A 25,441-nucleotide genomic window follows, 5' to 3' on the forward strand; every position below is an offset into this window, starting at 1 on the left:
CAGGGACTATTTGTCCTCGTGCTCCGTGTTCAGCGACTTTTCGATTTCCTTGCGCTGACGACGGGTCAACGGGATCTGCCCGGTCATCGGGTCCACGATCACCGGATGCCCATCGGCCGTACGGGCGCTCGACGCGGCGAGCGTCGCCTGGGCGGTGGGCGTGGTGGACTCGGTTGCGGGCGTTGCCTTTGTCGCCGGCGTTCCGGCCGAGTCGGTGATCGCCGTCTCGGTCTCTGCCGCGGACTGCGCCGAGGTCCCCGAGTGGTACGACTTAGCCTCGCGTTTGGCTGCCCGCTTGGTGGCGGTGCGTTCCTTACGCCCCTCAATCAACCGATACAGCACGGGAACGAGAATCAACGTCAGTAGGGTCGACGAGAACAGGCCGCCAATCACCACGATGGCCAGCGGCTGCGAAATAAAGCCACTCTGACCGGTGATCCCCAGACCCATGGGAATGAGGGCGAAAATCGTTGCCGCCGCGGTCATGAGAATTGGCCGCAGACGTTGACGGGCGCCATGCATGATGGCGTCATTCAGGCTCAGGGCCGGCCGTTCGGCGGAGGGCAGCCGGTACTGGTTGATCAGGTCAATCAGCACGATCGCGTTGGTGACCACAATGCCCACCAACATCAGCATGCCGATTAGCGAGGGCAAGCCCAGCGGTGTGCCGGTCAATAGCAGTAGTCCGATGGCGCCGGTGGCGGCGAAGGGGATCGAGACCAGCAGAATCAGCGGTTGGATCAGAGACTTGAAGGTGGCCACCATGATCACATACACGATGGCAATCGCGGCGAGAAGCGCAAGGAACAGCTGACCGAATGACTCGGCCTGTTCGGTGGCCGCTCCGCCGAGTTCGGCGCTGGCACCCTGCGGCAACTCTAGATCGGCCAGACGCTTGGTGACCTCGGTGGACACCGCGCGTAGCTGGTTCTCTGCCGGAGTCAGGGAGACCGTGGCGATACGCTCGCCATTGGAGGTGCTCACCTGTTGCACCGTGGACTCGCGCTTGATTTCCGCGAGCTCCTTGAGCTTGACCACGCCGGTCGCGGTGGGGATGGAGAGTTCGCGCAGGTCCTTCTCGCTGCGCAGCTCCTCGCCTTCGCCGATCTTGACCTGCAAGTCGGTAAAGCCGACCCGCAGCGAACCGGCCGGGATGGGGGAGACCTGCGCGGCGATGATCCCGGAGAGCTGAGATTCGGTCAGCCCGGCCTCGGCGGCCTTCTGGGCGTCGATGTCGATGGTGACCTGTTCGCGCTTCGCGCTGAGATTATCCTCAACCTCGGTGACCTGTGGGACGTCACTGAGCCGCTCCCTCACACGCTTTGTGGCATCTGCCAAAACATCTTCGTCCGGGGCGCTGACCTCCACGGTCACGTCATCACCCACCATGGAGTTCGAGGCGCCGACGGTTACCTGCTGATCGGCGGGCAGACCGAGACCATCGACGGCGGTACGCACGCGGTTTTGCAGGACCACCTGATCCGCCTCCGGATCGGTGATCACGGTGAAGCTGGCCTGATCCGCGCCTGAGGCAAACCTCGAGGATAGCGAGCCGCCCGGTTGACCGACGGTGAGCTGCACATCCTGAACACCCTCGGTGTCCATGAGCGCTTTTTCAACCATCTCGGCCTGTTCGACCGTGGTGTTCAGCGAGGTGCCCGAGGGCATGCTCTGTGTGACCCTCATGGAATTCTCGCCACTATTGCCCAAAAGGTTGGCATCGAGCAGTGGAGTCATGGCCACGGTCCCGCCCAAGATCAGAACCGAGGCGATTAGCGTGATCACCGGGTGCCGCTGAGTGGAGCGCAATACGGGGGTGTATCCGCGCTGCAGCAAACCGCGTTCCTCGGCGATATGCGCGGTGTGGGTCGTGGCCGATTGTGGGCGGTGCGGGAGGAACCAGTATGCCAGAACCGGCACGATGGACAGCGACACCACCAGTGAGGCCAGCAACGCAATGGTCATGGTCAGCGCGAACGGGCGGAAGAGTTCCCCGGCCAGACCGGAAACCAGAGCCACCGGAAGGAAGACCGCCACGGTGGTCAACGTGGCCGCGGTAATGGCACCGGCAACCTCGCGCACGGCCAGCAAAATGGCCTGCTTCTTGGACTCTCCATAGGACAGGTGACGCTTGATATTTTCAATGACCACAATCGAGTCATCGACCACGCGGCCGATCGAAATGGTCAGCGCCCCCAAGGTGAGCATGTTCAGCGTGTACCCGGAAACGTTCATCCCGATGAAGGTCACCAGCAAAGACAGCGGGATGGAAATGGCGGTGACCAGGGTGGAACGCAACGAGAACAAGAAGATCAGGATGACCACGATGGCAAAGCCCAGACCGAGCATGCCTTCCACGGTCAACTGCTCGATGGACTGCTCGATGAAGGGCGCCTGATCGAAAACCGTGGTGATCTTCGCGTTGGAACCGAGCTCCTGCTGCCATTGCCCGATCTGCTCGGCAACCGCATGCGAGATGCCCACGGTATCGCCATCGGGGGTTTTGGTAACCGACAGCGCCAAGGTTTCCACCCCATTGGTTCGGGTGATGCTGGTGGCGGTATCGGCCTTAATATCGACCTTGGCAAGATCCTTGAGTAGCTTCGGGGCCTTGCCCTCGATGGTGACCGGGATCTGCCGGATCTTCTCCAACGAGTCGGGGGCCGAACCGGAGATGACCGGCAGGGAGAGTGTGTCGGCCTCGACGGTGCCCACCGGCAATTGGGCACCGGAGTTTTCGATGGCATCCTTCAGGTCGGCCGCGGTGAGCTGTGCGGCGGCGAGCTTGTCCTGGTCGGGAAGCACGGAGATGAACTGGCTGGTGCCACCGGAGACGTCGGCCTCGCGAACCCCGTCGATCTTGTTCAGCTTCGGTACGACGATGCGTTCGACATCGTCGCGCAGCTCCTCCAATTTCTTATCGGAAGACACGGCAAGATACACGATGGGAATATCGGCCACCGAACCGGTGAATGAACTGGGCTCCACGTCCTCGGGCAGTGCGTTCTTGGCATTGGACAGTGCCTTGTCGACCTGGGAGCGTGCCCGGTCCATGTCGGTGCCATAAGCCAAGGTGAGAGAGATCGAGGTGAACCCGGTGCTCGATACCGCGTTGGACGATTCCAGCCCCTCCACGGCCTGCAAGGCGCTTTCGAGCGGCTGGGCGACCTGTTGGTCAATCACCTCGGGGCTTGCCCCGGGCTGCGAGGCGACCACGGCGATTTGCGGAAACTCGAGACTGGGAATGAGTTCCTGTTTGAGTGAACCCATGGATATCACGCCGAAGATTCCGACGAAAACGGTGACTAGGGCGATCAACGCCCTGTTTTTCAGGGACAGTACGGCCAAACGTTGCATGTGCAAGAACGTCCTAGATCTCAGGGAAAATAACACAGCTCGTTACCATGCTAGATGTATCTGTCGATGGATATTGCATCGTAAGGATGATCTCAGGAGCATTTGTGGCCACCCGAGCGGACGAATAAGGATCTCGGCGGCACACGCCGATCGAGAAACTAAGGATTTTCACAAAGACCGTCGATAACGTAGCTGCGATGCAAAGCACATCCAGCAACCAGCGCACGGGGAACCCCGCGGCCTCATGGCGCCGCGCCCTCGCACTGTGTTTGCTGAGCTTGTCGGTCATTCTCGGCCTGATGTCCATGCACAGTTTCGCCTCGGCCGAGCCGATCGGAGAGTCTGCGGCGGCCCACATCAGCCAGCACGAGCAGGGAGCGCATGGAGCGCACGCCTCGGCTCCCGCGCCGGACGCCCCGGCTCCGCAAGCTCCAGAACATTGTTGGGCACAGATCGCCGGCTGTGTACTGCTGCTTGTGGTGGCACTGGTGTTGCTCCGTGGCCCCACGCTGCTCGTGAGGCTACGCCGTCGACTCGTGGCCACGCGCCTACACCGGTTATTGCATACGGCTCGTTTGGCGCTCGAGCCACCCGACCTGAACCGCTTGTGTATTAGCCGAACGTAAACCCCATCCATTCACCGAAGCTCACGATCTAAGAACACTTATGTCGGCTCCGTGCCGTCGGTGCGGAGCCCGAACGAATGGATGCACAGTTGAAGAACCACAAATTTACCTACCCTGTTCTCGTAGCCGTTGCGGCATTGGCCCTCGCCGGATGCAGCACCGCCGGACCGGGCGGCGCAGAGTCGAACCCTCCCACCGCTTCGGCGAGCACCTCGGCTACGCAAGCAAATGCCGCAGATGCGATGTTTGCCGCTGGGATGGCCGAACACCACCAGCAGGCGCTGGACATGTCACAGATCGTGTTGCAGGCCGATGGAACCGACGAAAGGGTGCGTGCGCTGGCGGACAAGATCGCCGCGGCACAGGGCCCGGAGATCGCTCAGATGAAGCAGTGGATGCAGGACTGGGACCAGTCCATGGAATCCATGGATCATTCGGAGATGGGACACTCCGGGATGATTCCCGAGCAAGAGACCCAGCGCCTCGCCAAGGCGCAGGGCGATGAGCTGAATAGGCTCTTCCTCGAACAAATGATCCGCCACCATGAAGGGGCGGTGAAGATGGCCCAGAAGGAGCTCGACGAGGGGCAACATGCCGAGGCTTTGGCCTTGGCGCAGAAGATCATCGACAGCCAGCGGGACGAAATCGATGAGATGAAGCAGTTGCTCGAGAGTCTCTAAACAGCCCGCGAGCATAGAGAAAGGCCCCGGGTCAGTTACCCGCTGTGCGGATAGCTGGCCTGGGGCCTTGCTTCTGCCGGGACCTAGCCCAGCTTGAGGCTCTTATTGGTGGCCGCGGTGACCTCGGCCAACAAGGCAGCGTTCTCGTTGAGCTTCACGCCGTAGGACGGGATAATTTCCTTCAGCTTGGCCTCCCAGCCGCCGAACTGCTTGGGGAAGCAACGCGAAAGCAAACCGATCATGATCGGGGTTGCGGTCGACGCGCCGGGGGAGGCACCGAGCAGACCGGAGATGGTGCCATCCGAGGAGGTGATGACCTCCGTACCGAACTGCAGCACGCCGCCCTTTTTCTTGTCCTTCTTGATGACCTGAACGCGCTGGCCCGCGGTGATCAGTTCCCACTTCGAGCCATCGGCGAGCGGGTAGTACTCGGTCAAGGCCTCATCCTTCTTGGCCCGCGACTTGAGTACTTCCTTGATCAGGTAGGTGGTCAGCGACATGTTGTCCTTAGCCACTGCCAGCATCGGGATGATGTTGTGTGGGCGCAGGGACAGCGGCAGATCCAGCTGTCCGGTGGACTTCAGGAAGTTCATCGAGAAGCCGGCGTATGGGCCGAAGAGCAGCGAACGCTTGCCGTCCACAAAACGGGTGTCCAGGTGCGGTACCGACATCGGTGGGGCACCGACCGAGGCCTGACCATAGACCTTGGCGTGGTGCTGGGCGTTGATGCTTTCGTCGGTGCAACGCAAGAACTGGCCGGAGACGGGGAAGCCGCCGAAGCCCTTGATTTCGTCGATGCCGGACTGCTGCAGCAGGGGCAGGGCGCCGCCGCCGGCGCCGACGAAGACAAACTTCGCCTTGATGGTGCGCTTGGCCTTGGTGGCGTTATCGCGCACGGTGACCAGCCAGCCCGCACCTTCGCGCTTGAGTCCCACGACCTTGTGACCGAAGTTCACCGAGGCGCCCTTGGCGGCCAACGAAGCGGTCAGATCCTTGGTCAACCGACCGAAATCGACGTCGGTACCCGAGACCACACGGGAAGCGGCGACCTTCTGCGACTCGTCGCGGCCGGCAGCAACCAGCGGGGTCCACTCGTTGATGGTGGCCAGATCCTCGGTGATCTCCAGTTCCTGGAACAGGGCGTTGGGCTTCAACGCCTCGTAACGGGTCTTGAGGTACTTCGAGTGGTCCTCGCCGATCACGAAGGACATGTGGGGCAGGGAGTGAATGAACGTCTCCGGGGCCCCGGCGCGCTTGTTCTCCACGGCCCAGGAGAAGAACTGGCGGGAGATCTGGTACTGCTCGTTAATGCCCACGGCCTTGGCGGGATCGACGCTTCCGTCGGCCTTGGCCGGGGTGTAGTTCAATTCGCACAGCGCCGAGTGACCGGTGCCCGCGTTATTCCACGGGGAGGAGGACTCCTCGCCGGCCGATCCAAGGTTCTCAAAGAGACCAATGGACCAGCTTGGTTCCAGCTCATTAATGAGGGTGCCCAAGGTGGCACTCATGATGCCGGCACCAATGAGGACTACGTCAAGGGATTCGGTTGACGTTTCAGAAGGCACGAGGAACTCCATCGACAGTGATACTTTGCTCTAACTCAGGGTATCCCCACTACGTGAGAGGGTGAAAATCGTCAACCATTACTTGGCGCCGCCACCTGCACCTGCGTATCAACGAACACTTCGTTCAAGACGGGGGAGGACGGGTAGTAGCTCACCGATGGGTTGAAGGCCAAGGCAGAGATGGGGTAGACCAGCGGAATCAGCGGTAGGTCTTGGTTTAGCGTGTTGACGATCTGCTGGTATGCGGTGGTGCGTTCTTCGCCCTGTGGTAGCGATCGAGCGAGCAGAATCTGCGCGTCTAGCAGTGCGGAGGTGTAACCGAACTCATACTTTTTCTGCGCCAGAATGCTCGAGATGAAATCATCCGGGGAGCGATAGCCGCCGGAGAAGCCCAGCAGGTGCAGCCCGGTGAATTTCTCCGAGCGTACGGTGCCCAGGTAGTCATCGGACCACGCGATGGGGCGCGGTTTAATGACGATGCCGACCTTGGCCAGGTCTTCGGCGATGTAGGCAAAGGTGCGTTCGGGCAGCGGCAGAGAGGTGCGGGCCACGCGTAGCGGGTAGGCGAATTCGATGGGCTCGCCATCGTATTTCAGCTCGCTAAGCAGTTCTTTGGCCTTTGCCTCGTCATGGCCGAGTACTTCATCCGGGTCGGGAATGGAGAGCGTGGGCGGCAGGATCGTGTGGGCCTGCTTGGTGCCGCTGATGAACAGCTTCTCGGCGAGCTGGCCCTTGTTCAATGCATGCGCGATGGCGTGGCGGAAGGCCGGTTTACCTAGCCACTTGTGCTTGTGATTCATCCCCAGATAGAGCACCGAGAAGGGGTCGCGTTGCACCACGACCTTGGCCTGGCGCACCAGGGTGCGCAAAACATCGACGGAGACCATATCGAAGCCGTCAACCTCTTCGGCCAGAAGCGCGTTGAGCCGATTATGCGGCGAGGGGATGGAAACCACTTCGACGCGTTCGGGATGCTGGGGATTGGCCCCGACGCGTGCGGTATTCCAATAGTCCTTGTTGAGCTCGAGGCTCACCACTCCCTCGGAGAAGGAGCTCAAGCGGTAGGGGCCGGTACCTACCGGTACGGCCGACAGTGCCTTGGTGCCGGTACTCTTCAAGGCTTTGGGCGAGGCGATGGCCATGCCCGGCAAGGTGAGGGCCTCAATCAGGCTCGGCAGTCGCCGACGCAGCGTGAGGGTGACTTCGCGATCGCCGGTGGCTTTGACCGACTCAAAATAGCTGGCGGATTTCTTGTCGCCCGAGCCGGTAAACAAATCGTGCTTAAAGGCGGACTCGATGCTTTTGAGCTGGTCGAGCCGCTGCTGCAGCTGGGCCTTCTCGGCTTCGGTGAGGTCTTCGGATTTGCCGAAGTCTGCCTCGATATCCTTGGCCGAGGGCAGCGACGGTAGCTTGGCCGAGACGTGGAAGACATCATCGAAGCCCTGTACGGACCCGGCCCGCTGTTCGGCATTCATCTTTTGCCAGCGCTCGAAGTTCGCGACCACCGCCTTCGCAGTCAGTGGTTCACCGTCATGAAACTGCACTCCTTCGCGCAGGGTGAAGGTGTAACGGAGCCCGTCTTCGCTCTCGGTCCAGCTTTCGGCCAGCCCGGCCACGGGGCCACCGGTGCTCGTGTCGATGGAGATTAGTGTCTCGTAGACCTGTCGAGTAATGCGGAAGGAGTCGGTGTCGCCAACCAGGGCCGGGTCGAAGCCGAGCGGGTCGGCTGCCGAAGCGAGGCGCAGCACCCGGGGAGGGGTGGCGCTCGGGGAAGCGCTTGGCGTGGGGCTCGGGCCGACGGGCTGCTTAGCGGTGCAACCGGTCGCGGTCAGGGCCAGCGCGGAGAGAGTTCCGGTGATCAGCGCGCGACGCGAGACATGGGGCCAGGGTTGGTGCTGCACCGTAGTGTTCTTCTCCTTGGATGCGGGCTGCGTAAGCAGGCGTCAACGGGTGACCGCCTGTGCCGCCGCCTCTGGGCCTGCATGAGCCAATGGCTCACACGCGGTCAAGATGTCAAGGATACCAACGCCCTTAGCCGCTTGCGGGTTCCAACGCCGGGTAAGTGGCGCAATTACCGGCCTGTCAGTGGGATTGTCTCACAATACTCTTCCCGATGTGTCCGATCGATCATTCCGGTAGTTACCTTGTGCGCAGGCCTACCCGGCGAGGCAGGAAAGCCTCGCTGTTGCCACCGCTGTGCGGGGAGGGGCAGTGCCTGGCGTTGTTGCCAGCTCGCTGCACACCATCGAGCTCTGCTGGATTGGCCCAGTACGAGAACGCGCAAATCTCGTCATCCTCCAGCGAGGCGTCGATCGGTTCGCGCTGCGGTTCTAGGCAGCCCCGGTGAGGAGATTGGGTAGTGGGCCTATCGCCTCGAGAACTATTGATTGAGGCGGAAATCGTGGTCACGACGCGCCTAGCTGCACCATACGTCCATCGAGTGATCGGTCAAGAGAAGTCACTAGTCACACACTGTAATGCAGTTCACCAGAAAAACCTTGCGGTCGAATTTGCATCGCCGAAAATTGCTGGTAGAGTTTTATCTCGTTGCGAAAGCGCGAAGGAAACTTCTAGAACATCGCAGCGGGCGCCTCTAGCTCAATTGGCAGAGCAAATGACTCTTAATCATTAGGTTCCGGGTTCAAGTCCCGGGGGGCGCACCACAAACTAAGGCTCGAGTCATGATTCAACAGTGGATCGGATTCGGGCCTTTCGCATATCCGGCGGCAGGCCCTGCGTCGGAAAGGCCATTCACCCGAAGCTCGCCTATTGCTCAAAGTCCCGACTCCGACGGTGGGGAGGGGATGATCATGCACCGACCAACGAATCGAGCAGTCCTCTTGGTGCGTAAGGCGCCATCTTCGGCGTCCCTCATAAGTCTGCATCGACTACTCAAGATCGGGTTGAGCGAGATCGCCGGCCATATTGACCGTAATGATCCACTGCTTGACGTCGAGCTGTTCGGCAACGACCACATCGAAGTGAGTCGGCAGGCGCGAGCCGTACTGGCGGAATTTGACGGTGCGGAGGTGGCGGTTCACCTGAGCCTCGAGAACGAGAGCCCGTCGCCGCATAACGAGTGGACCGTCGAGGTGTTACTGAATACTCTCCAGGCAAGCGACGAACTACACGAGTAGTGGCGTCAGCCTATTGTTGTCCTAGCGCGCGGATGAGTGCTTCCCGAAGCTGGCTGGCTGTGTACCGCTCGGCAAAAATCTCACTGCCCGGCTCAAAGGCGGCACCGGAAGCCAGCGGGCCGCTGAATACCGGATCGAACCCGATCTGATCAACGAGGAGCATCACTTGCCGCGCTGCGTCCTGATCATCACTGGCCACACCCACTCCGCGACGTCCCGGGTCGCCGGGTGGTAATTGTCGGTTGTCGAGGTCGTACTGGCTCAAGTGATTGAGGCTTTTAACGACGCGGGCTGCAGCAAAGTGCTGTGCGACGATTTCGCTACTACTGATGGTGTGCTCCTCAAGCGAGTGGAGTTGGCCATCGATCGGTGCCCAGTAGTTCATCACGTCAATGAGGATCTTGCCGGCCAGTGGCTCGGGGTCAATACCGCGATGCCGGTGCCACGGAACGGCGAGGAGCACCATCTCAGAGCGCGCGATCCCTGTCGCAGCGCTGGCGGGAACGGCTCCGGATTCAACAACTACTGGGTCGTGACGAATCGCCTCGGCATCTCCCGAGCCGCAGATATAGGTGGTGTAGCCGGCGTCGACGGCCGCACCGGCGATCACGGTGCCTACCTGGCCGGCACCCAATATCGTAAGAGTCTCGAGCGCTGTGGGTGTCGTCTTCGCCATGCTGTCCATGAAACCCAGCCTACGCGTGGGCCCTGTTCGGCGTGACCAGCGGCTCAAGCACTGTATGTGATTACCCCTAGCTGGACGCTGTCCGGTGCACGGCCGAGTCCACACGAAATCCTTATCCTGGAACGGCCACGGGGGAGTATGTGACCCAATGCACCCAAGAAATTTTGGGAGAGCTCCCGGGGGTACAGGGTCTCGAACTGGCTGAATATGCACTTTGACTAGGTGGTTTACGGAAAAGTTAGCAACATTTGGTCGGCTGTTGCCCGATTTTTGTTTTTCCTCGGTTTCTGTCTATGATTATCTACGTCGCAACGACGAGTTCGAAAAAGGACTAGTCAAGCGGTAAATGCGCCTCTAGCTCAATTGGCAGAGCAAATGACTCTTAATCATTAGGTTCCGGGTTCAAGTCCCGGGGGGCGCACCAAGGGACCGATCTGATTTATCAGGTCGGTTTTTGCGTATCTAGAATCGGGAAAGGTAAGAACATGACTGCAACGACCACCGATCGACTGGCGGCCGGCGATAAGGCTCCAGAGTTCACTCTCAATGACGCCGAGGGTAATGCTGTTTCGCTCAGCGATTACCGGGGGAAGAAGGTCATTGTGTACTTCTACCCGGCAGCTTCCACCCCGGGGTGCACCAAGCAGGCCTGTGATTTCCGTGACTCCATTGAATCCCTGCAGTCCCTGGGCTACCAGGTGCTGGGTATCTCGCCGGACCCGCAGAAGAAACTCGAGAAGTTCACCGCCACCGAGTCGTTGAACTTCCCACTCCTCTCCGATGAAGACCACCGCGTTGCCGAGGCCTACGCCGCCTGGGGTGAAAAGAAGAACTATGGCCGCACCTACGAGGGATTGATCCGCTCCACCATCGTCGTAGATGAAGAGGGGAACGTCGCTCTGGCGCAGTACAACGTGCGCGCCACCGGTCACGTCGCGAAACTGCGTCGTGACCTAGGAATTGACCCGAAGTAACCCGGTGAATGCCGGATTTCGGTAATCACGCATCCTTCCGCTACACTGGTTGAGGTCTTGATCGCTCCCGGTGAGTGGTTGGCAAGCGAGTATGGCGGAATTGGTAGACGCGCTGGATTTAGGTTCCAGTGTCTTCGGACGTGAGAGTTCAAGTCTCTCTACTCGCACCGCAAGATAAAGAATGAGCCTCATCCCAACTCTGGGATGAGGCTCATTCTTTATACCGCCCGGCCGTTAGATGAAGTTTTCGGTCCCCTCGACCGTGTTCATGAAGTGATCCATGAAGTCGGCGAAATCTGCCGCGTCATCGGCCTGCTCGATTTCCACTGCGACGACCACTGCGTCATCGAGGTGCAAATCGACGCTCGGGCTTCTGGGAATACTGAATCGGAAGGTGCGGCCCGTAGAGGTGGCGATCTCATAGGCGCCGTCATTCACAATGGCCAGCTGATTAACATTGGTGTTGTTAATGGTGATGGCTGCTTCGGAGGCGCTCAGGTCGGTAGTTTTGACCGGAGCGAGAACCAGTTCCGCAGGCTGTCGACGGTAACCGACAACCTTCAGTCCGCCACTTCCGGCAATGCCGATCGCCGCCACGAGGTTGTAGCTAGCAAAGTTGGGGATCTGCTGGTCAAAGGCTTCGTGAAGCTTACTCTTCACCAGCGCGGCCTGATTTTGATCTGGGCTAGTGTCCATGAATCCCACTGTACCGGCTGGGGTAGACAAAATGACCAATGGGTTCAACGCGAGAAATATGTCGATGTCGCGTCATGGGTTCAAAGATTGGTCATATTGACTCCTAGAATCGATTTCATGAGTCAGGACAACACCCCAGATATCAAACCACGCTCCCGCGTGGTCACCGACGGGATCCATGCAGCACCTGCTCGCGGCATGTTGCGCGCCGTGGGTATGGGCGATGAGGATTTCGCCAAACCACAGATTGGTATCGCCAGCTCGTGGAATGAAATCACCCCTTGTAACCTTTCGCTGAACCGCCTGGCGCAGGGCGCCAAGGAAGGCGTGCACTCCGGTGGCGGCTTCCCGATGCAGTTCGGCACCATTTCCGTTTCCGACGGTATCTCCATGGGCCACGAAGGCATGCACTTCTCGCTGGTCTCCCGCGAGGTCATCGCCGACTCGGTCGAAACCGTCATGATGGCCGAGCGCCTCGACGGATCGGTCCTGCTGGCCGGCTGTGACAAGTCGCTCCCCGGTATGCTCATGGCAGCAGCGCGTCTGAACCTTTCCTCGGTCTTCCTTTACGCCGGCTCGATCATGCCCGGCTGGGTCAAGCTCGAAGATGGCACGGAGAAGGACGTCACCCTGATCGACGCCTTCGAGGCTGTCGGCGCTTGCGCCGCGGGCAAGATGAGCGAGAAGGACCTCGACGCCATCGAGCGCGCCATCTGCCCGGGCGAAGGTGCCTGCGGTGGTATGTACACCGCGAACACCATGGCCTCCATCGGTGAAGCGCTGGGCATGAGCCTGCCCGGTTCGGCTGCTCCGCCATCGGCCGACCGCCGCCGCGATATGTTCGCGCACCGGTCCGGTGAGGCCGTGGTCAACATGCTGCGCAAGGGCATCCGTGCCCGCGACATCATGACCAAGAAGGCCTTCGAGAACGCCATCGCCGTCACCATGGCCTTCGGAGGTTCCACCAACGCCGTGCTGCACCTGCTGGCCATTGCCCGCGAGGCCGAGGTCGATTTGACCCTCGATGACTTCAACCGCATTGGCGATAAGGTTCCGCACCTGGCCGACCTGAAGCCGTTTGGTCGCTACGTGATGAACGATCTGGACCGTATCGGCGGTGTGCCGGTGGTCATGAAGGCGCTGCTCGATGCTGGCCTGCTGCATGGCGACTGCTTGACCGTCACCGGTCAGACCGTGGCCGAGAACTTGGCCGACATTGCTCCGCCGGACCCGGATGGCAAGATCCTGCGCGCGATGGACGACCCGATCCACAAGACCGGTGGCGTCACCATCCTGCATGGTTCGTTGGCTCCGGAGGGTGCGGTCGTGAAGTCCGCCGGCTTCGACGCCGATGTCTTCGAGGGCACCGCTCGCGTCTTCGAACGCGAACAGGGCGCCCTGGACGCACTGGATAACGGTGAGCTGAAGGCCGGCGACGTTGTGGTCATCCGTTACGAAGGCCCCAAGGGCGGTCCGGGTATGCGCGAAATGCTTGCCATCACCGGTGCGATCAAGGGTGCCGGTCTGGGCAAGGATGTCTTGCTGCTCACCGATGGTCGCTTCTCCGGCGGCACCACCGGCCTGTGCATTGGCCACGTCGCTCCCGAAGCCGTCGATGGCGGTCCGATCGCCTTCGTCAAGGACGGCGATAAGATCCGCGTGGACATTCAGGCCCGTAGCTTCGATCTGCTCGTGGATCCCGAGGAGCTCGAAGCCCGCAAGGTCGGCTGGGAGCCGTTGCCAGCGAAGTTCACTTCCGGCGTGCTTTCGAAGTACGCCAAGCTGGTGAACTCGGCCTCTACCGGCGCATACTGCGGCTAAACAAGCCCGAATCCCAATGGGTGGACGCCGCGCGGCGTCCACCCATTGGACTCCAGTCTCATATAATGAGACAAGGTCCGTGTTGTGTTGATCTTTCAGCCGAGCTGAACAAGACTGGGACTATGCAAACAGTTACGGATGTACTACTAGTTATCGGGCGCGGAGCCTGAGACAGCTGCCTTACGGCAGAACATCGGTAACGCGCCTAGCCCCCTTCCGTCAATGCGTTGACGGCCGTGGGGCGTTTTTTATGCGCATATGAAGAGATACAGAAGGAAAGGGATCCCGATGAGCAACGGAACACCTGCCAGTCCGGCGTCGGTTGCCAAGAACATCAATCGAAGCAAGGGTACTACTGCTGTCTCTTCCGTCGTGGAAGCCTCGAACCCCGTCCAGGGTCCGAATAATATCGTTGCTCCCACCAGGATGACCGGCTCACAAGCCATCGTCCGCTCATTGGAAGAATTGGGCGTCAAGGACGTCTTTGGGTTACCGGGTGGGGCTATCCTTCCTACCTACGACCCACTTATGGATTCCACCAAGCTCAACCACGTCTTGGTGCGCCATGAACAGGGTGCCGGCCACGCCGCACAGGGTTACGCAATGGTTAGTGGGGAAGTAGGCGTCTGCATCGCTACCTCCGGCCCGGGCGCAACGAACCTGGTCACCGCCATTGCCGATGCCCATATGGACTCGGTACCGATGGTGGCCATCACCGGACAGGTCAACAGCGCCTTCATTGGCACTGACGCCTTCCAAGAAGCGGACATCGTGGGCATCACGATGCCGATCACCAAGCACGCTTTCCTGGTCACCAACCCGCAGGACATCCCGCGAGTGTTGGCCAGCGCCTTCTACCTGGCACAGACCGGTCGTCCCGGTCCGGTCCTGGTGGATATCACCAAGGACGCCCAGGTCTCCGAGATGGAATTCTCCTGGCCGCCCAAGGTGGAACTGCCCGGTTACCGCGTGGTGACCAAGGGGCACAACAAGCAGCTGCGCGAGGCCGCCAAGCTGATCGCCGGCGCAACCCGCCCGGTACTCTACGTGGGCGGCGGCGTCATCAAGGCCGACGCGCATGAGCAGCTTAAGGAATTCGCCGAATTCATCAACGCACCGGTGGTCACCACGCTGACGGCCCGCGGCGCGTTCCCGGACTCGCACCCCCAGCACATGGGTATGCCCGGTATGCACGGTGCCGTTTCGGCGGTGACCGCGCTGCAGCAGGCCGACCTGCTGATCACTTTGGGTGCTCGTTTCGATGACCGAGTCACCGGTGTGCTCTCCTCCTTTGCCCCCAACGCGAAGGTGATCCACGCCGATATCGACCCGGCCGAAATCTCCAAGAACCGCACCGCCGATGTGCCGATCGTGGGCTCGCTGGATGAGATCATCCCGCAGCTGCAGGAAGCCTGCGACTCCCGCTTTGCCGCCGAGGCGCCGCAGGACCTGTCCAGCTGGTGGGATTTGCTGAACCGCCTGCGCGAAACCTACCCGATCGGCTACACCGAAACCCAAGATGGCCTCTCGGCTCCGCAGAACGTGATTCAGCGAATCGGTGAACTCACCGGCCCCGAGGGCGTCTACGTGGCCGGCGTGGGCCAACACCAGATGTGGGCGGCACAGTTCGTGAAGTACGAACGTCCCCGCTCCTGGCTCAACTCGGCCGGACTGGGAACCATGGGCTACTCGGTACCCGCCGCCATGGGTGCCAAGGTCGCCCAGCCAGACCGCGTGGTCTGGGCCATTGACGGGGATGGCTGCTTCCAGATGACCAATCAGGAACTGGCCACCTGTGTGATCAACCAGATCCCGATCAAGGTCGCGGTGATCAACAACTCGTCGCTGGGTATGGTGCGCCAGTGGCAGACCCTGTTCTACGACGCACGCTACTCGAACACCGATCTGAACACCGGTCACGGCACCGCCCGGGTTCCGGACTTCGTGAAGCTCGCCGATGCCTACGGCTGTGTGGGCCTGCGTTGCGAACGCGACGAAGATATCGACGCCACCATCCAGAAGGCCCTGGAGATCAACGACCGCCCGGTCGTCATCGACTTCGTGGTCTCCGCGGACTCCATGGTGTGGCCGATGGTTCCGGCCGGCGTCAGCAACGACCAGATTCAGATTGCCCGGGGGATGACCCCGGAATGGGAAGAGGAGGACTAAAACATGGATAAGCACACCCTTTCCGTGCTGGTGGAAGACGTGCCGGGTGTTTTGACCCGCGTGGCCAGTCTGTTCGCCCGCCGTGCCTTCAACATCCATTCCCTAGCCGTGGGGCCGACCGAAATCGAGGGCATCTCCCGGATGACCGTCGTGGTCGATGCCGAGGGAGACTCGCTGGAGCAGGTCACCAAGCAGCTGAACAAACTGATCAACGTCATCAAGATCGTGGAGCTTGCCCCGGAAGCCTCGGTGCAACGCGATCACATCATGATCAAGGTGCGCGCCGACGCAAGCACCCGCTTGCAGGTCACCCAGGCCGCGGAGCTGTTCCGCGCTTCGGTGATCGACGTGTCCCAGGATTCGCTGGTCATCGAGGCCACCGGTAACGCCGGCAAGATCGAGGCACTGCTTGCGGTGCTTGAACCCTTCGGGATTCGCGAGATCGTCCAGGCCGGCATGCTGGCCATCGGCCGTGGCTCCAAGTCCATGTCCGACCGGGCCCTGAAAACCATTTCCGCCTGATTCTCAGGCACCATCAACACAAAGACTTCTACACAAGAAGAAACCATTAGAGGAGAAATACAGTGGCTGATCTGTACTACGAAGACGACGCCGACCTTTCGATCATTCAGGGCCGCAAGGTTGCCATCATTGGCTACGGCTCGCAGGGCCACGCCCACGCGCTGAACCTGCGCGATTCCGGCGTCGACGTCACCGTCGGCCTGGCCGAGGGTTCGAAGTCCCGCGCTAAGGCTGAGGCCGAGGGCCTGAAGGTCGCTACCGTCGCCGAGGCCGCCAAGGCCGCCGACGTGATCATGATCCTGACCCCGGATCAGGTTCAGGCTAAGGTCTTCGCAGAGTCGATCGCCGAGAACCTGGAAGAGGGCAACGCCCTGTTCTTCGGCCACGGCTTCAACATCCGCTTCGGCTTCATCCAGCCTCCGGCGAACGTCGACGTTGCCCTCGTGGCACCGAAGGCACCGGGCCACACCGTGCGCCGCGAATTCGAGGCCGGCCGTGGTATTCCGGACCTGATCGCAGTGGAGCAGGACTTCACCGGTGGCGCCAAGGATCTGGCCCTGTCCTACGCCAAGGGCATCGGCGGCACCCGCGCCGGCGTTATCGAGACCACCTTCACCGAGGAGACCGAAACCGACCTGTTCGGTGAGCAGGCAGTGCTCTGCGGCGGCGCCTCGCAGCTGATCCAGTACGGTTTCGAAACCCTGACCGAGGCCGGCTACAAGCCGGAAATCGCTTACTTCGAGGTGCTTCACGAGCTGAAGCTCATCGTGGACCTGATGTGGGAAGGCGGCATCGCCAAGCAGCGCTGGAGCGTTTCCGACACCGCAGAGTACGGCGACTACGTCTCCGGCCCGCGCGTGATCACCCCAGAGGTGAAGGAAAACATGAAGAGCGTGCTGGCCGACATCCAGTCCGGTGCCTTCGCCAAGCGCTTCATGGACGACCAGGTCAACGGCGGCAAGGAGTTCCTGGAACTGCGCGCCAAGGGTGAAGCACACCCGATCGAGGAGACCGGCCGCGAACTGCGCAAGCTGTTCAGCTGGGCTGCCAACAGCGATGACTACGTTGAGGGCTCGGTAGCCCGCTAGCCTGCAACTCGCTAGTAGCTACACCGTACAAAGGCATCCGACCGCATAAGCGGTCGGATGCCTTTGTTTAAAACTCGTGCTGAGCAGAAGTATAGGGCTCACAATCACGTGCTTAGGGAGCACGAGGCCTTCCAAACACGGTTGACGCGTGAGTCCAAAATCAGTGCCGTGAACTCTCGTGGCTCGAGGATAATTTCGAAGGCAAGCTGTTGGACCAATAGCGACAGACCAATATGGTTACCACGGCGCCGGCATAGGGCAAGGCCAGGATGAGGATGCCGAGTGCAATTCGAATACCGAGTGGTCTGTGCCGGTGGGCGAGAAGCATGGCGAAGGCCACGATGATCAGTCCAAGTAGGATCGCGGTCAAGATGTAGCCAGGTATTTGGGTCTGCCACGGAACAACTGGATTCGCGCTCATGGGGCTCCTTGAAGCTGGACTATCGAGCATCGTGACAGCCAGTATAACTATCTTGTTCTTAGAAGAAACCGCTCACTGAGCCCCAAGAATGTGCCGATACGTCAGGTCTCTGTGTATTGTGCTCGGCACGGGTTCTGATTGCCGTGACCCAGCACACTGAATGTTGTCTGGTGAGTCATCGCGTTCGATCGGCGGCGGGAGTAGCGTCGGCATTACAAGGCCAACGGGTACTCCGTGACCATCTTCGAACAGAAAGTGAGACCAGCATGGCTCAGTATGATGTGGCAGATCGTTCGGCAGTTGTCACCGGCGCGGGATCTGGAATCGGCGAGGCGATTGCCTTGCTGTTGGCGGCGAACGGCGCGAAGGTCGTGGTCCAAGATCTCAATGGTGAGGCCGCACAAGCCACCGTTGAGCAAATTGAAGCTGCCGGCGGGCAGGCGGTTGCCGTGGTTGGTGATGCCAGTTCTACCGAGGTGGTTGATCGGACGATTGCGGCGGCTACAGAAATGGCGCCCCTAAAGATCGGGGTGAACAATGCCGGGATCGGCGGGCGCTCTGCCAAGGTCGGAGAGTTGTCCGATGAAGATTGGGACAAGGTTGTTTCCGTGAATCTCAATGCAGTTTTCAAGGGGACTCGCGCACAGGCTAAAGAAATGAGCAAGGGAGGCGGCGGATCCATCGTGAACATGGCCTCCATCCTTGGCTCGGTTGGCTTCGCCGGTAGTTCGGCCTACGTTTCCACCAAACATGCGGTCGTTGGTTTGAGCAAGACCGCCGCCGTGGAATACGCCACCGATGGGGTCCGTGTGAATAGCGTGGCGCCGGGGTTCATTGACACCCCGCTTCTGCAGAAAATGGATGAGGCCGCCTATGATGCGCTGGTGGGAAAGCACCCCATTGGTCGACTGGGTCGCCCAGAAGAGGTCGCGGCGCTGGTGGCGTTCCTGGCTAGCGACGCCGCATCGTTCATCACCGGCAGCTACCACCTAGTCGACGGCGGCTACACCGCAGTCTAACTATTTAACTGACAAACGCTGAATCTAAGCGTTTGAGCGGTGCCCTAAGGGGCGACCCGGACTTGTGCCGATCTACGCGGCAGCTTCTCATCCATGAGCAATTGGTAGAGTATCTGCCGCGTACCGGCGCCGGTCTTTTTCATGGCATTGGCCACGTGATTCTCCACGGTACGCACACTCAGATGCAGGCGATGGGCAATCTGCTGGTTGCTCAGGCGTCCGGTCAACATGCCGACTTCACGTTCTCGGGGACTCAGCGATGCGGTCACCGGACTCGAGGAGATCGGTGGTGGTGCCCACGTTTCCGCCGGACCGTCTCGGTGCTCGTCGAGGATAGCCCGCAAGTCGGTGGCCCGTGTGATCCGCCCCGCCGCTGTATCCCAGCGGGCGGCGGAGGCGATGAGCCTCAAGATCATGGTGCGGGGGAGATCCGCATCCGTGGATTCGAGCCACGCACGTGTCTGCTCCACGCCGCCCGAGGCGAGAAGTTCGACGAGACGACCGAGCTGACGGAACAACGGCAGGTTACACTCGGTCACGGCACGACAAAATTCCAGAGCCGTCGCAGCGCCAAAGTTCACGACGAGACAGCTGAAGCCGGTTTGCGCCGCGGAGAGTAGGTACCCGGCCTCTCTACGACTGCGAAGCGCCGCTGCCATCCGCTCGTCGAGCTCCGCGCCCGCGGCTGGAGCCTCGATAACGGCGCGCACCACATCGATCCCCATGCCCAAAAATGGGCCAATCTGCGGATGAAGTAGCGCCGATTCGTAGACATTGTCTTCGCGAACCGTATGCTGGCCATCGAAATGCGCGATGAGCCCTCGGAGGTTGAGAAATGCGGCAAAGGTCGGAATGAACAGCAACTCCGGGCAGCCGAGCAGCAAAACCTTTTCGAGTGTGCTGCGCATCCGTTGGGTGTCCCCGCGAAAGTGATAGCCGACGACGGCACCGTAGGAGGCCAGCACGAAGGAAGAACGATCCAGGCGCAGCGTGGCCTCTCGCATATGTTCTTCGCAAAGTGCAATACCCGCCTCTAATTCTCCGCGCAGCAACGGTAGAAGTAGCCGGCACCATTCTGCAATACGCCCGCGTACCGGTTGCTGATCAGTTGCGGTGATGAGCGCCTCGGCCTCTGGCAGTTGCCCGCGAGCGGTTAGTACCAAGGCGGCCACTCCACGGCATAACCCGGTGGGATCGGCGCTGGCAGTAGTGAGTCGCGCAGGGTCGTCGATGACGCCTCGACCCATCAACATGTTCAGCAGGGTAGTTGCTGCGTAGCATGTATCTCTCCATGCGTGATTGTCCCGACCGAAGCTTTCAAGAAGCTTCACTCCCTGTTCCAGCTCGCCGTGTTCGAAGATCTGCCACTGGGCTTGCTCAAAGACTATGGTGAAGTCGGCGACGGAAGCGTCGCGACGTTGATATTCGGTTTGTCGCATAACCCGTTCGATCTCGTCCTTGCGGCGTGGATCTCCCGAGGCCTCGCGGAAATATGCGATAGCCGTGCGGGGGTTGGGCGTCTGTAGCCATGCGCGGAAGGCCTGATCAGAGAGCTCCTGCTCATGATCATCGAAGGTGCGTGCCAGCCAGGCCAACTCGGAGGTATCCGGGCGTGCAGGCATGGCGCTCAACTTCCGGTGCGCGTCGAATGATGCGCGCATGGAATGCATGCCGCTGCGAAAACAATCCACCAAGATCGGTGGCCACGGTGAGACGAAGGATCCCTGTGTCGTGGGGCGTACGCGTAGCAACCCTAGATCCGCTGAGCGACCCAGAATATCAGTACCGTAGCGCTTTTCCGCCTGCTCCAGGCTGACGGCTTGGCGTAAGGCAATATCGCGCAAGGTCGTCACGATTTCTTCGTCGATCCCATCCAGATATCCGACGGTTAATGGGACAAGGTCTTGATTCCACAGGGTGGGGCCTGTTTGCGTCCACATGCCTTCCCGTTCGGTAAGCAGACCTCGATCCCGCGCGCTATCCAGCACCGCGGCGGCCAGTAGCGGCACACCGCCGGATTTGCCATAGACTCGAGCTGTTGCCACCGAATCGAGTCGACCACCTAGCACTTCGTGGGCAAGTTGAGCGGTTTGGGCCATGCTCATTGGCTTGAGGCAGATCATGCGTTCGGGCCAGCGGACCGGAAAATCCAGTTGCCGCTGCGGTTCCGAATTCATGGCGACGAGGCTCAGTAGCCCGAGCCGATCTCGGACGGTACTGAGCACCTGCAGGGAAGATTGGTCGATGAGATGGATGTCGTCGAGCACGATCACCGTTGTTTCGCCGAGTGCGGCCGTGAATGCGTCCACGGTGGCCGCGATGCTGCGCCGTGGCGTCGGCCCGAGCAAATCGGCGCTCAACCGTTCGGTCATATATCCGGGATAGTTCGAGGCTGCTACTTCTCCGCGTACCGGCAACACAGGTACGCCGGTGCTTTCTAAGGATTCCGCCACGGCACGAAGGATCGTCGACTTGCCGCTGCCTCGACCACCGACAAGACGCACGCTCTTACCACGTTGCAGGGCTGTGGCGACCTCAGCGACCTCGTGATGAAAAATCATTCCTCCACAGTACCGGGCCGACTATATCTATCGCTTTGTGGCCGGGCACCACGATCTAGTTCGGCGCTGGACTTTTCTGTGCCTTGGGTTGCCAAAGGGTCAGGAGGAAGACCATCGCTACCGCACAGGTTGCCAGCAGCCCGAAGGGGGAGCGCAGGCCCATTGCCAAGGTCCCCAGGTAAGGGAGGGTCAGCAGATGTTGTCCGGCTGTGGCCACCGGATACGGAACCGGATCATTGGACAGGTTTGCGTCTCCCTTGAGCGTTAGCGAGGTAATTCCGTTCGAGTCGGTGGCGGTTCCCACGACGCGGTGAGTCACGGTCCCGTGACCATCGGGTAGTGGCACCGTGACAATCTGCCCCGCGCTTACTTCGCTGACCGGCACCGGGCGTACCAGTATCAGCGAACCAGTGGGTAGCGTAGGTTCCATGGACCCGGAGAGCACCGCTTGTGGACGGATGCCGAAAAGTAGCCCGGCAATAAACAGCACCAGACAAAGCGTGCCCAGTGCTGCACCAATCCACAAAACGGCCGAACGCAATAATTGAATAAGTCTGATGCTCAGTTGGTGGGCGGTGGTCATGGGCCGGCAACCTTTCGCGTGCTGGTGGCGCGGTCGGTGACGGGATGCCCGAAGGGATGCTCCGAATCGACGCGCAGGTGGTCATAGATTTTGTAGCCTGCCTGAGGGCTGGCTGGTTGGGCGCAGGTCCTGAAATCGGTGCCAGCGACGGTGCCGGCACCCCAGGCATAAAGTGTGCCGGATGCGGTGGCGGCCCAGGCAGCGCACTGCGTTGCGGATAACCGAATGATTTTCTCATCCTTCGGTATGCCGCCTACAGCGGTGGGGGAGATTACGAGATCGGTCGCCGCACGTGGCGAGTCGCGCGGACTGGAGCAATCGGTTTTGCTTGTCGGGCGGCCGATGGCCTGGCAGTAATTGTTCCAGCCCCAACCCAGGACGTCCCCTTCACGGTTCAAGGCTTGGGCGGAGCTGATGCCCGTTGTGAAATTACTGAACATTAGTTGGTGGCCGCCAGAACGCACAGCACGCGGCCAATAAGGGGCATCGTTAGGGGTACGGCCCAAAAAGGGGTCACCATAATTCAAGGCGGTGCTTTTCCAAGTGAGCAACGTGCCAGACTGAAGGAGCAACAAGCTTGCGCGGGCCGGGAACCCGAGTTGGCGAACCGGGCATTTGGAGTCATCCACGGTACCGGTGGGCTTCACGCCACGACACTGCGACAGAGGTTGCTTGATCATTTCTCGTACGATGGCCTCGTATCGTGCGTGGCGGTCGTTTTCCGTAGCAAGGTCGCGTTCATCGTAGGTTTCGCCCTCGGCCGTACGGTACAGATCGGGCCGTTCGAGGAATAAGGCCCTGTTGGCCCGCTCATTTAACGCCGGACAGGTGGCATTGACAATCCCATTCCCCTTGGCGGGAGGCTCGTTCGTGTCATAGCCCCAGGAATAGATCAGTCCATTTTGCGATACCGCGCCGGCCGAATTGCTGCCGCCCCACAGTGAGTGCCAGCGCACGCTGCCCATATTGTTGTCGCTATCGCCAAGGCAAGAACCACGGTGCGGTGCCCAGGTTGTCCTGTTGGCCTTGAGAGGCAGCGGCGCGCTACTTGGCCCGTTTGGGTTCGGCAGATTCTCTGCGCCGTAGCCCCACGCCCACAGGGTTCCTTGGCCGTCAAGGGCTAAAAATTGGTTTTCGGTACGTGCGATGTCCTTAATGGCCGGCAATTTGGTGCCCTGGGCCGTTGTGGTTACTTGGCCCACTTGGCGGGCCTGGTCCGCCTCGATCGACCCGCGCCCGATGAGCCGATGTCCGCTGGCGGAGGGGTATACCGAACCCCAGGTCCACACCCCACCCTGACGGTCTAGTGCCATGTAGGAGTTCGTATTGGAAAATGCGGTCGAAAAGTCGTTGGTGGATCCGGCCGCATCAACGATGGCGGTATCCTTCGGGAACGATACCCGAGTCGGATCTGCGGTGGGCGGCGGCGTATCGCCGTTCCCGTCCCCGTTGTTGCGCGCACCGCTGATATACAGGTCACCGCGGGTGGAGATGAACAAGGCCGACGCCGCAGATTGGTCATTATCCGAAGGACCCACCTCCAAGCCGGAACTGGTGCTGAGTTGGGCACGCCCGAACGTGGAATCGGTAAAGCCAGCCTGTGTTCCCGAGAGGAAGAGACAACCTAAGGCTAATAGTGCGCCAGCGCGGAGGATGCGACTGCGCCGGTTACGGACCTGAGAAGTGAAGCTCATGCACAAGACCTTCCTCGGAGCGTGAACTCCGGCGTGAGATGGATAGTGGATAGATCGCGTAGGGATGGATCATCACGAAGATGTAGGGCTAGGGTGAGTGTCGTGGTGCTGGCCGTGCCTCCCTTGAATAATTCACCGCGCCGTTGGCCAGCTCCGCGCCTGACGGCCAGTGGTTGCAGTTCGCTGATCTCGATGGTGTCGGACTGCAACGGCACCCCGTGCCTAGGGTTTGCCGGATCGCCGAGGACTCGATGTCGTTCTCGCACTGTCTGCTGTTCTACCGACAACCGAAGCTGTGGGTAGATCAAGGGGTTAACTTCCTCACGGGGTAGCCGAAGGCTCAACACGCAAGCGGTGCGAGCGCCCGGAGAATTATTGGCGATTCGTAGCACCAAGGACAGCGTGCCTCCGGGCACCAGCCCCTTCACCGGAGCCAGCGGTATCACGGCTGGACGGTCTTCGCTGGCTATTATGGCGAGTGACCCGTGTTCATCGAGGAGCGCGAGTTCGTAACGCCCTTTGAATGCGGTCTGCAAGCGGGCGCTATCGTTCAATGCTGCGGTGGTCGGCGACACGGCAGCCGCACCACAGGCAACTGTCCCAAGTAGAATGAGGCTGCGTCGTGACATACGGGCCTTACGTGCAGGATACTTATTCATGATGCTTTCGATTTCCGTTGATTGCCCTGCCGCGTAAGGCCGCGCCCAAGACCAGGATGACCGTTCCGGCGATGATGAGCCAGGATCTTGCAAGACCAGTTGCTGCCAGATGCCGAACACCTTGTTCCGGTGGAGCGTGGGGTGCAGTTCCCGGATGTGGCAGCTCGCTCGTATCATGGACCGGTTGTGTAGCCCAGAAGGAAAACTCCAGTACAGCGTCGGTGCCTTGGTAGGTGTTATCGGCTTCGGCGGGAAGGTGCGTGGTAACTTGCACGGTGCGTGATTGGCCGGACTGAAGCGGGAACAGCGTGATTGGGCGATCCAGCAATTCTTCGGCGGTACCCCGGGCGAGCAGTGACCCTTCCTCGGTTCGCAAGGTGAGGCGAAGTTGAGCGTCTCCGTGAAGCGCCGAACCACGCGCCGAGTGCAACCCAAGTGCCAAACTCACGGGCAGGTCAGAAGTATTCCGCACGCGCATCGGCCACTGCTGGCTCTTTCCGGGCGCAGGGACTTGAAAAGACACGGTGGTATCCCGACCTTCGATCAATTGTCCGGCAACAGCCGCAGGTGCCGCGCCGAGGAGTATCAAAGTGGCAAGAATCAAAGGTGCAAGGGCTTTCACGGCCAATTTACCTTCATTGAAACGTCCTCGCCGTTCAGAGTTTGAGCGGTGACCCGCAATGGCAGGTCGACGCGCTGCGCGTAGTCTTCCACGGTGGCCTCCGGTCCCAGCCAAACAGCGACCTCTATGAGGCAGTGCTCCTGTGGTTCGAGGCGGGCCTGCACCGGCAATCCGTGGGGATGATCCGAGAACCAGCCGCCAGCTACGACAAGATGATCCGCAAGTTGCTTGCCATCAACGCGTACACCGAAGCGGAATCGGTCCAGCGCAACGCCCTGCGTTGATTCAGCCTCGATGCTCAGGGCGAGCGAGACCAGCGCTGAGGTTGAGAGATTGTGGATCTCAATCGGCACGCTAGCGGTTGCCACCTTGGGCCACGCCACGGGTTCCTCGGATAGCACCGCAATCGGCACGCCGGGATTCGCCTGCTCTAGGATCTTCGCGGCAGAAATTGAATTGTGCTGCTGCTTTCCATGAGAATCTTGGGCGATGTCGATGACCTCGGAGACCTCTGTGGAGCCGGTAAAACTTAATGTCACGGCAGCCTGGGTCACCGCTACAG

The 25,441-nt window shown here is 60.5% G+C and carries 20 protein-coding genes and 3 tRNA genes; 11 read left to right on the forward strand and 12 right to left on the reverse strand.

What is annotated here, in order from left to right; all coding sequences use genetic code 11:
• Positions 1 to 6: 6 nt before the first annotated feature.
• Positions 7 to 3,357: an efflux RND transporter permease subunit gene (locus tag ACJD00_RS06845; RefSeq protein WP_418909060.1), complete on the reverse strand. Its 3,351-nt coding sequence runs from the start codon at positions 3,355 to 3,357 to the stop codon at positions 7 to 9.
• A 197-nt stretch (positions 3,358 to 3,554) separates the two neighbouring features.
• Between ACJD00_RS06845 and ACJD00_RS06850 the strand changes: the two genes are divergently transcribed.
• Entirely contained in the window at positions 3,555 to 3,983 is a 429-nt protein-coding gene (locus ACJD00_RS06850; protein WP_418909061.1) for a hypothetical protein, read from the forward strand.
• 77 nt (positions 3,984 to 4,060) lie between these two features.
• Positions 4,061 to 4,663 (forward strand): DUF305 domain-containing protein, encoded by a 603-nt coding sequence (locus tag ACJD00_RS06855; RefSeq protein ID WP_418909062.1) that lies wholly within the window; start codon positions 4,061 to 4,063, stop codon positions 4,661 to 4,663.
• Between the two features lie 83 nt (positions 4,664 to 4,746).
• On the opposite strand, the gene ACJD00_RS06860 is transcribed toward ACJD00_RS06855, so the two are convergent.
• Entirely contained in the window at positions 4,747 to 6,240 is a 1,494-nt protein-coding gene (locus tag ACJD00_RS06860) for a malate:quinone oxidoreductase (RefSeq protein ID WP_309407590.1), read from the reverse strand.
• Between the two features lie 59 nt (positions 6,241 to 6,299).
• The gene (locus ACJD00_RS06865) at positions 6,300 to 8,129 is read right to left on the reverse strand and encodes an ABC transporter substrate-binding protein (RefSeq protein WP_418909063.1); all 1,830 of its coding nucleotides are present in this window, start codon (positions 8,127 to 8,129) and stop codon (positions 6,300 to 6,302) included.
• Between the two features lie 686 nt (positions 8,130 to 8,815).
• On the opposite strand from ACJD00_RS06865, the gene ACJD00_RS06870 reads away from it, so the two are divergent.
• Positions 8,816 to 8,891 (forward strand) — tRNA-Lys (locus tag ACJD00_RS06870).
• Between the two features lie 225 nt (positions 8,892 to 9,116).
• Here ACJD00_RS06870 and ACJD00_RS06875 read toward each other — a convergent pair.
• Both ACJD00_RS06875 and ACJD00_RS06880 read right to left on the reverse strand, forming a co-directional pair.
• Positions 9,117 to 9,269, reverse strand: coding sequence for a hypothetical protein (locus tag ACJD00_RS06875; RefSeq protein WP_418909064.1), 153 nt, complete (start codon positions 9,267 to 9,269; stop codon positions 9,117 to 9,119).
• 106 nt (positions 9,270 to 9,375) lie between these two features.
• Positions 9,376 to 10,050, reverse strand: a complete 675-nt coding sequence (locus ACJD00_RS06880; RefSeq protein WP_418909065.1) for an NADPH-dependent F420 reductase — start codon at positions 10,048 to 10,050, stop codon at positions 9,376 to 9,378.
• 348 nt (positions 10,051 to 10,398) lie between these two features.
• On the opposite strand from ACJD00_RS06880, the gene ACJD00_RS06885 reads away from it, so the two are divergent.
• From ACJD00_RS06885 to ACJD00_RS06895, 3 genes are all read left to right on the forward strand, one after another.
• Positions 10,399 to 10,474, forward strand: a tRNA-Lys gene (locus ACJD00_RS06885).
• A 61-nt stretch (positions 10,475 to 10,535) separates the two neighbouring features.
• Entirely contained in the window at positions 10,536 to 11,024 is a 489-nt protein-coding gene (gene bcp / locus ACJD00_RS06890; protein WP_418909066.1) for a thioredoxin-dependent thiol peroxidase, read from the forward strand.
• An 85-nt stretch (positions 11,025 to 11,109) separates the two neighbouring features.
• Positions 11,110 to 11,191, forward strand: a tRNA-Leu gene (locus ACJD00_RS06895).
• A 67-nt stretch (positions 11,192 to 11,258) separates the two neighbouring features.
• On the opposite strand, the gene ACJD00_RS06900 is transcribed toward ACJD00_RS06895, so the two are convergent.
• Positions 11,259 to 11,720 (reverse strand): hypothetical protein, encoded by a 462-nt coding sequence (locus tag ACJD00_RS06900; protein ID WP_418909067.1) that lies wholly within the window; start codon positions 11,718 to 11,720, stop codon positions 11,259 to 11,261.
• A 117-nt stretch (positions 11,721 to 11,837) separates the two neighbouring features.
• On the opposite strand from ACJD00_RS06900, the gene ilvD reads away from it, so the two are divergent.
• From ilvD to ilvC, 4 genes are all read left to right on the forward strand, one after another.
• Entirely contained in the window at positions 11,838 to 13,541 is a 1,704-nt protein-coding gene (gene ilvD / locus ACJD00_RS06905) for a dihydroxy-acid dehydratase (protein ID WP_309407579.1), read from the forward strand.
• A gap of 288 nt (positions 13,542 to 13,829) precedes the next feature.
• Entirely contained in the window at positions 13,830 to 15,710 is a 1,881-nt protein-coding gene (locus tag ACJD00_RS06910) for an acetolactate synthase large subunit (protein ID WP_418909068.1), read from the forward strand.
• Positions 15,711 to 15,713: 3 nt separating this feature from the next.
• Positions 15,714 to 16,232, forward strand: coding sequence for an acetolactate synthase small subunit (gene ilvN / locus ACJD00_RS06915; protein WP_418909069.1), 519 nt, complete (start codon positions 15,714 to 15,716; stop codon positions 16,230 to 16,232).
• 62 nt (positions 16,233 to 16,294) lie between these two features.
• Positions 16,295 to 17,320 (forward strand): ketol-acid reductoisomerase, encoded by a 1,026-nt coding sequence (ilvC, locus tag ACJD00_RS06920; protein WP_418909070.1) that lies wholly within the window; start codon positions 16,295 to 16,297, stop codon positions 17,318 to 17,320.
• Positions 17,321 to 17,480: 160 nt separating this feature from the next.
• On the opposite strand, the gene ACJD00_RS06925 is transcribed toward ilvC, so the two are convergent.
• On the reverse strand, positions 17,481 to 17,741 hold the full coding sequence (locus tag ACJD00_RS06925; RefSeq protein WP_418909071.1) for a hypothetical protein: 261 nt from the start codon (positions 17,739 to 17,741) through the stop codon (positions 17,481 to 17,483).
• A 266-nt stretch (positions 17,742 to 18,007) separates the two neighbouring features.
• Between ACJD00_RS06925 and ACJD00_RS06930 the strand changes: the two genes are divergently transcribed.
• Positions 18,008 to 18,760: an SDR family NAD(P)-dependent oxidoreductase gene (locus tag ACJD00_RS06930; RefSeq protein ID WP_418909072.1), complete on the forward strand. Its 753-nt coding sequence runs from the start codon at positions 18,008 to 18,010 to the stop codon at positions 18,758 to 18,760.
• A gap of 44 nt (positions 18,761 to 18,804) precedes the next feature.
• On the opposite strand, the gene ACJD00_RS06935 is transcribed toward ACJD00_RS06930, so the two are convergent.
• The 5 genes from ACJD00_RS06935 to ACJD00_RS06955 form a co-directional block, all read right to left on the reverse strand.
• Entirely contained in the window at positions 18,805 to 21,321 is a 2,517-nt protein-coding gene (locus ACJD00_RS06935; RefSeq protein WP_418909073.1) for a helix-turn-helix transcriptional regulator, read from the reverse strand.
• A 55-nt stretch (positions 21,322 to 21,376) separates the two neighbouring features.
• Positions 21,377 to 21,904 (reverse strand): signal peptidase I, encoded by a 528-nt coding sequence (locus ACJD00_RS06940; protein WP_418909074.1) that lies wholly within the window; start codon positions 21,902 to 21,904, stop codon positions 21,377 to 21,379.
• The gene (locus ACJD00_RS06945) at positions 21,901 to 23,598 is read right to left on the reverse strand and encodes a hypothetical protein (RefSeq protein ID WP_418909075.1); all 1,698 of its coding nucleotides are present in this window, start codon (positions 23,596 to 23,598) and stop codon (positions 21,901 to 21,903) included. The genes ACJD00_RS06940 and ACJD00_RS06945 overlap by 4 nt, the downstream gene beginning before the upstream one ends.
• Before the next feature lie 651 nt (positions 23,599 to 24,249).
• A complete protein-coding gene (locus ACJD00_RS06950; RefSeq protein ID WP_418909076.1) occupies positions 24,250 to 24,879 on the reverse strand; it encodes a hypothetical protein in 630 nt (209 codons plus the stop codon).
• Positions 24,876 to 25,418 (reverse strand): hypothetical protein, encoded by a 543-nt coding sequence (locus ACJD00_RS06955; RefSeq protein WP_418909077.1) that lies wholly within the window; start codon positions 25,416 to 25,418, stop codon positions 24,876 to 24,878. Before ACJD00_RS06955 ends, ACJD00_RS06950 begins: the two co-directional genes overlap by 4 nt.
• Positions 25,419 to 25,441: the final 23 nt, after the last annotated feature.

This window comes from Glutamicibacter endophyticus (assembly GCF_048457885.1).
Lineage (GTDB): Bacteria > Actinomycetota > Actinomycetes > Actinomycetales > Micrococcaceae > Glutamicibacter > Glutamicibacter endophyticus.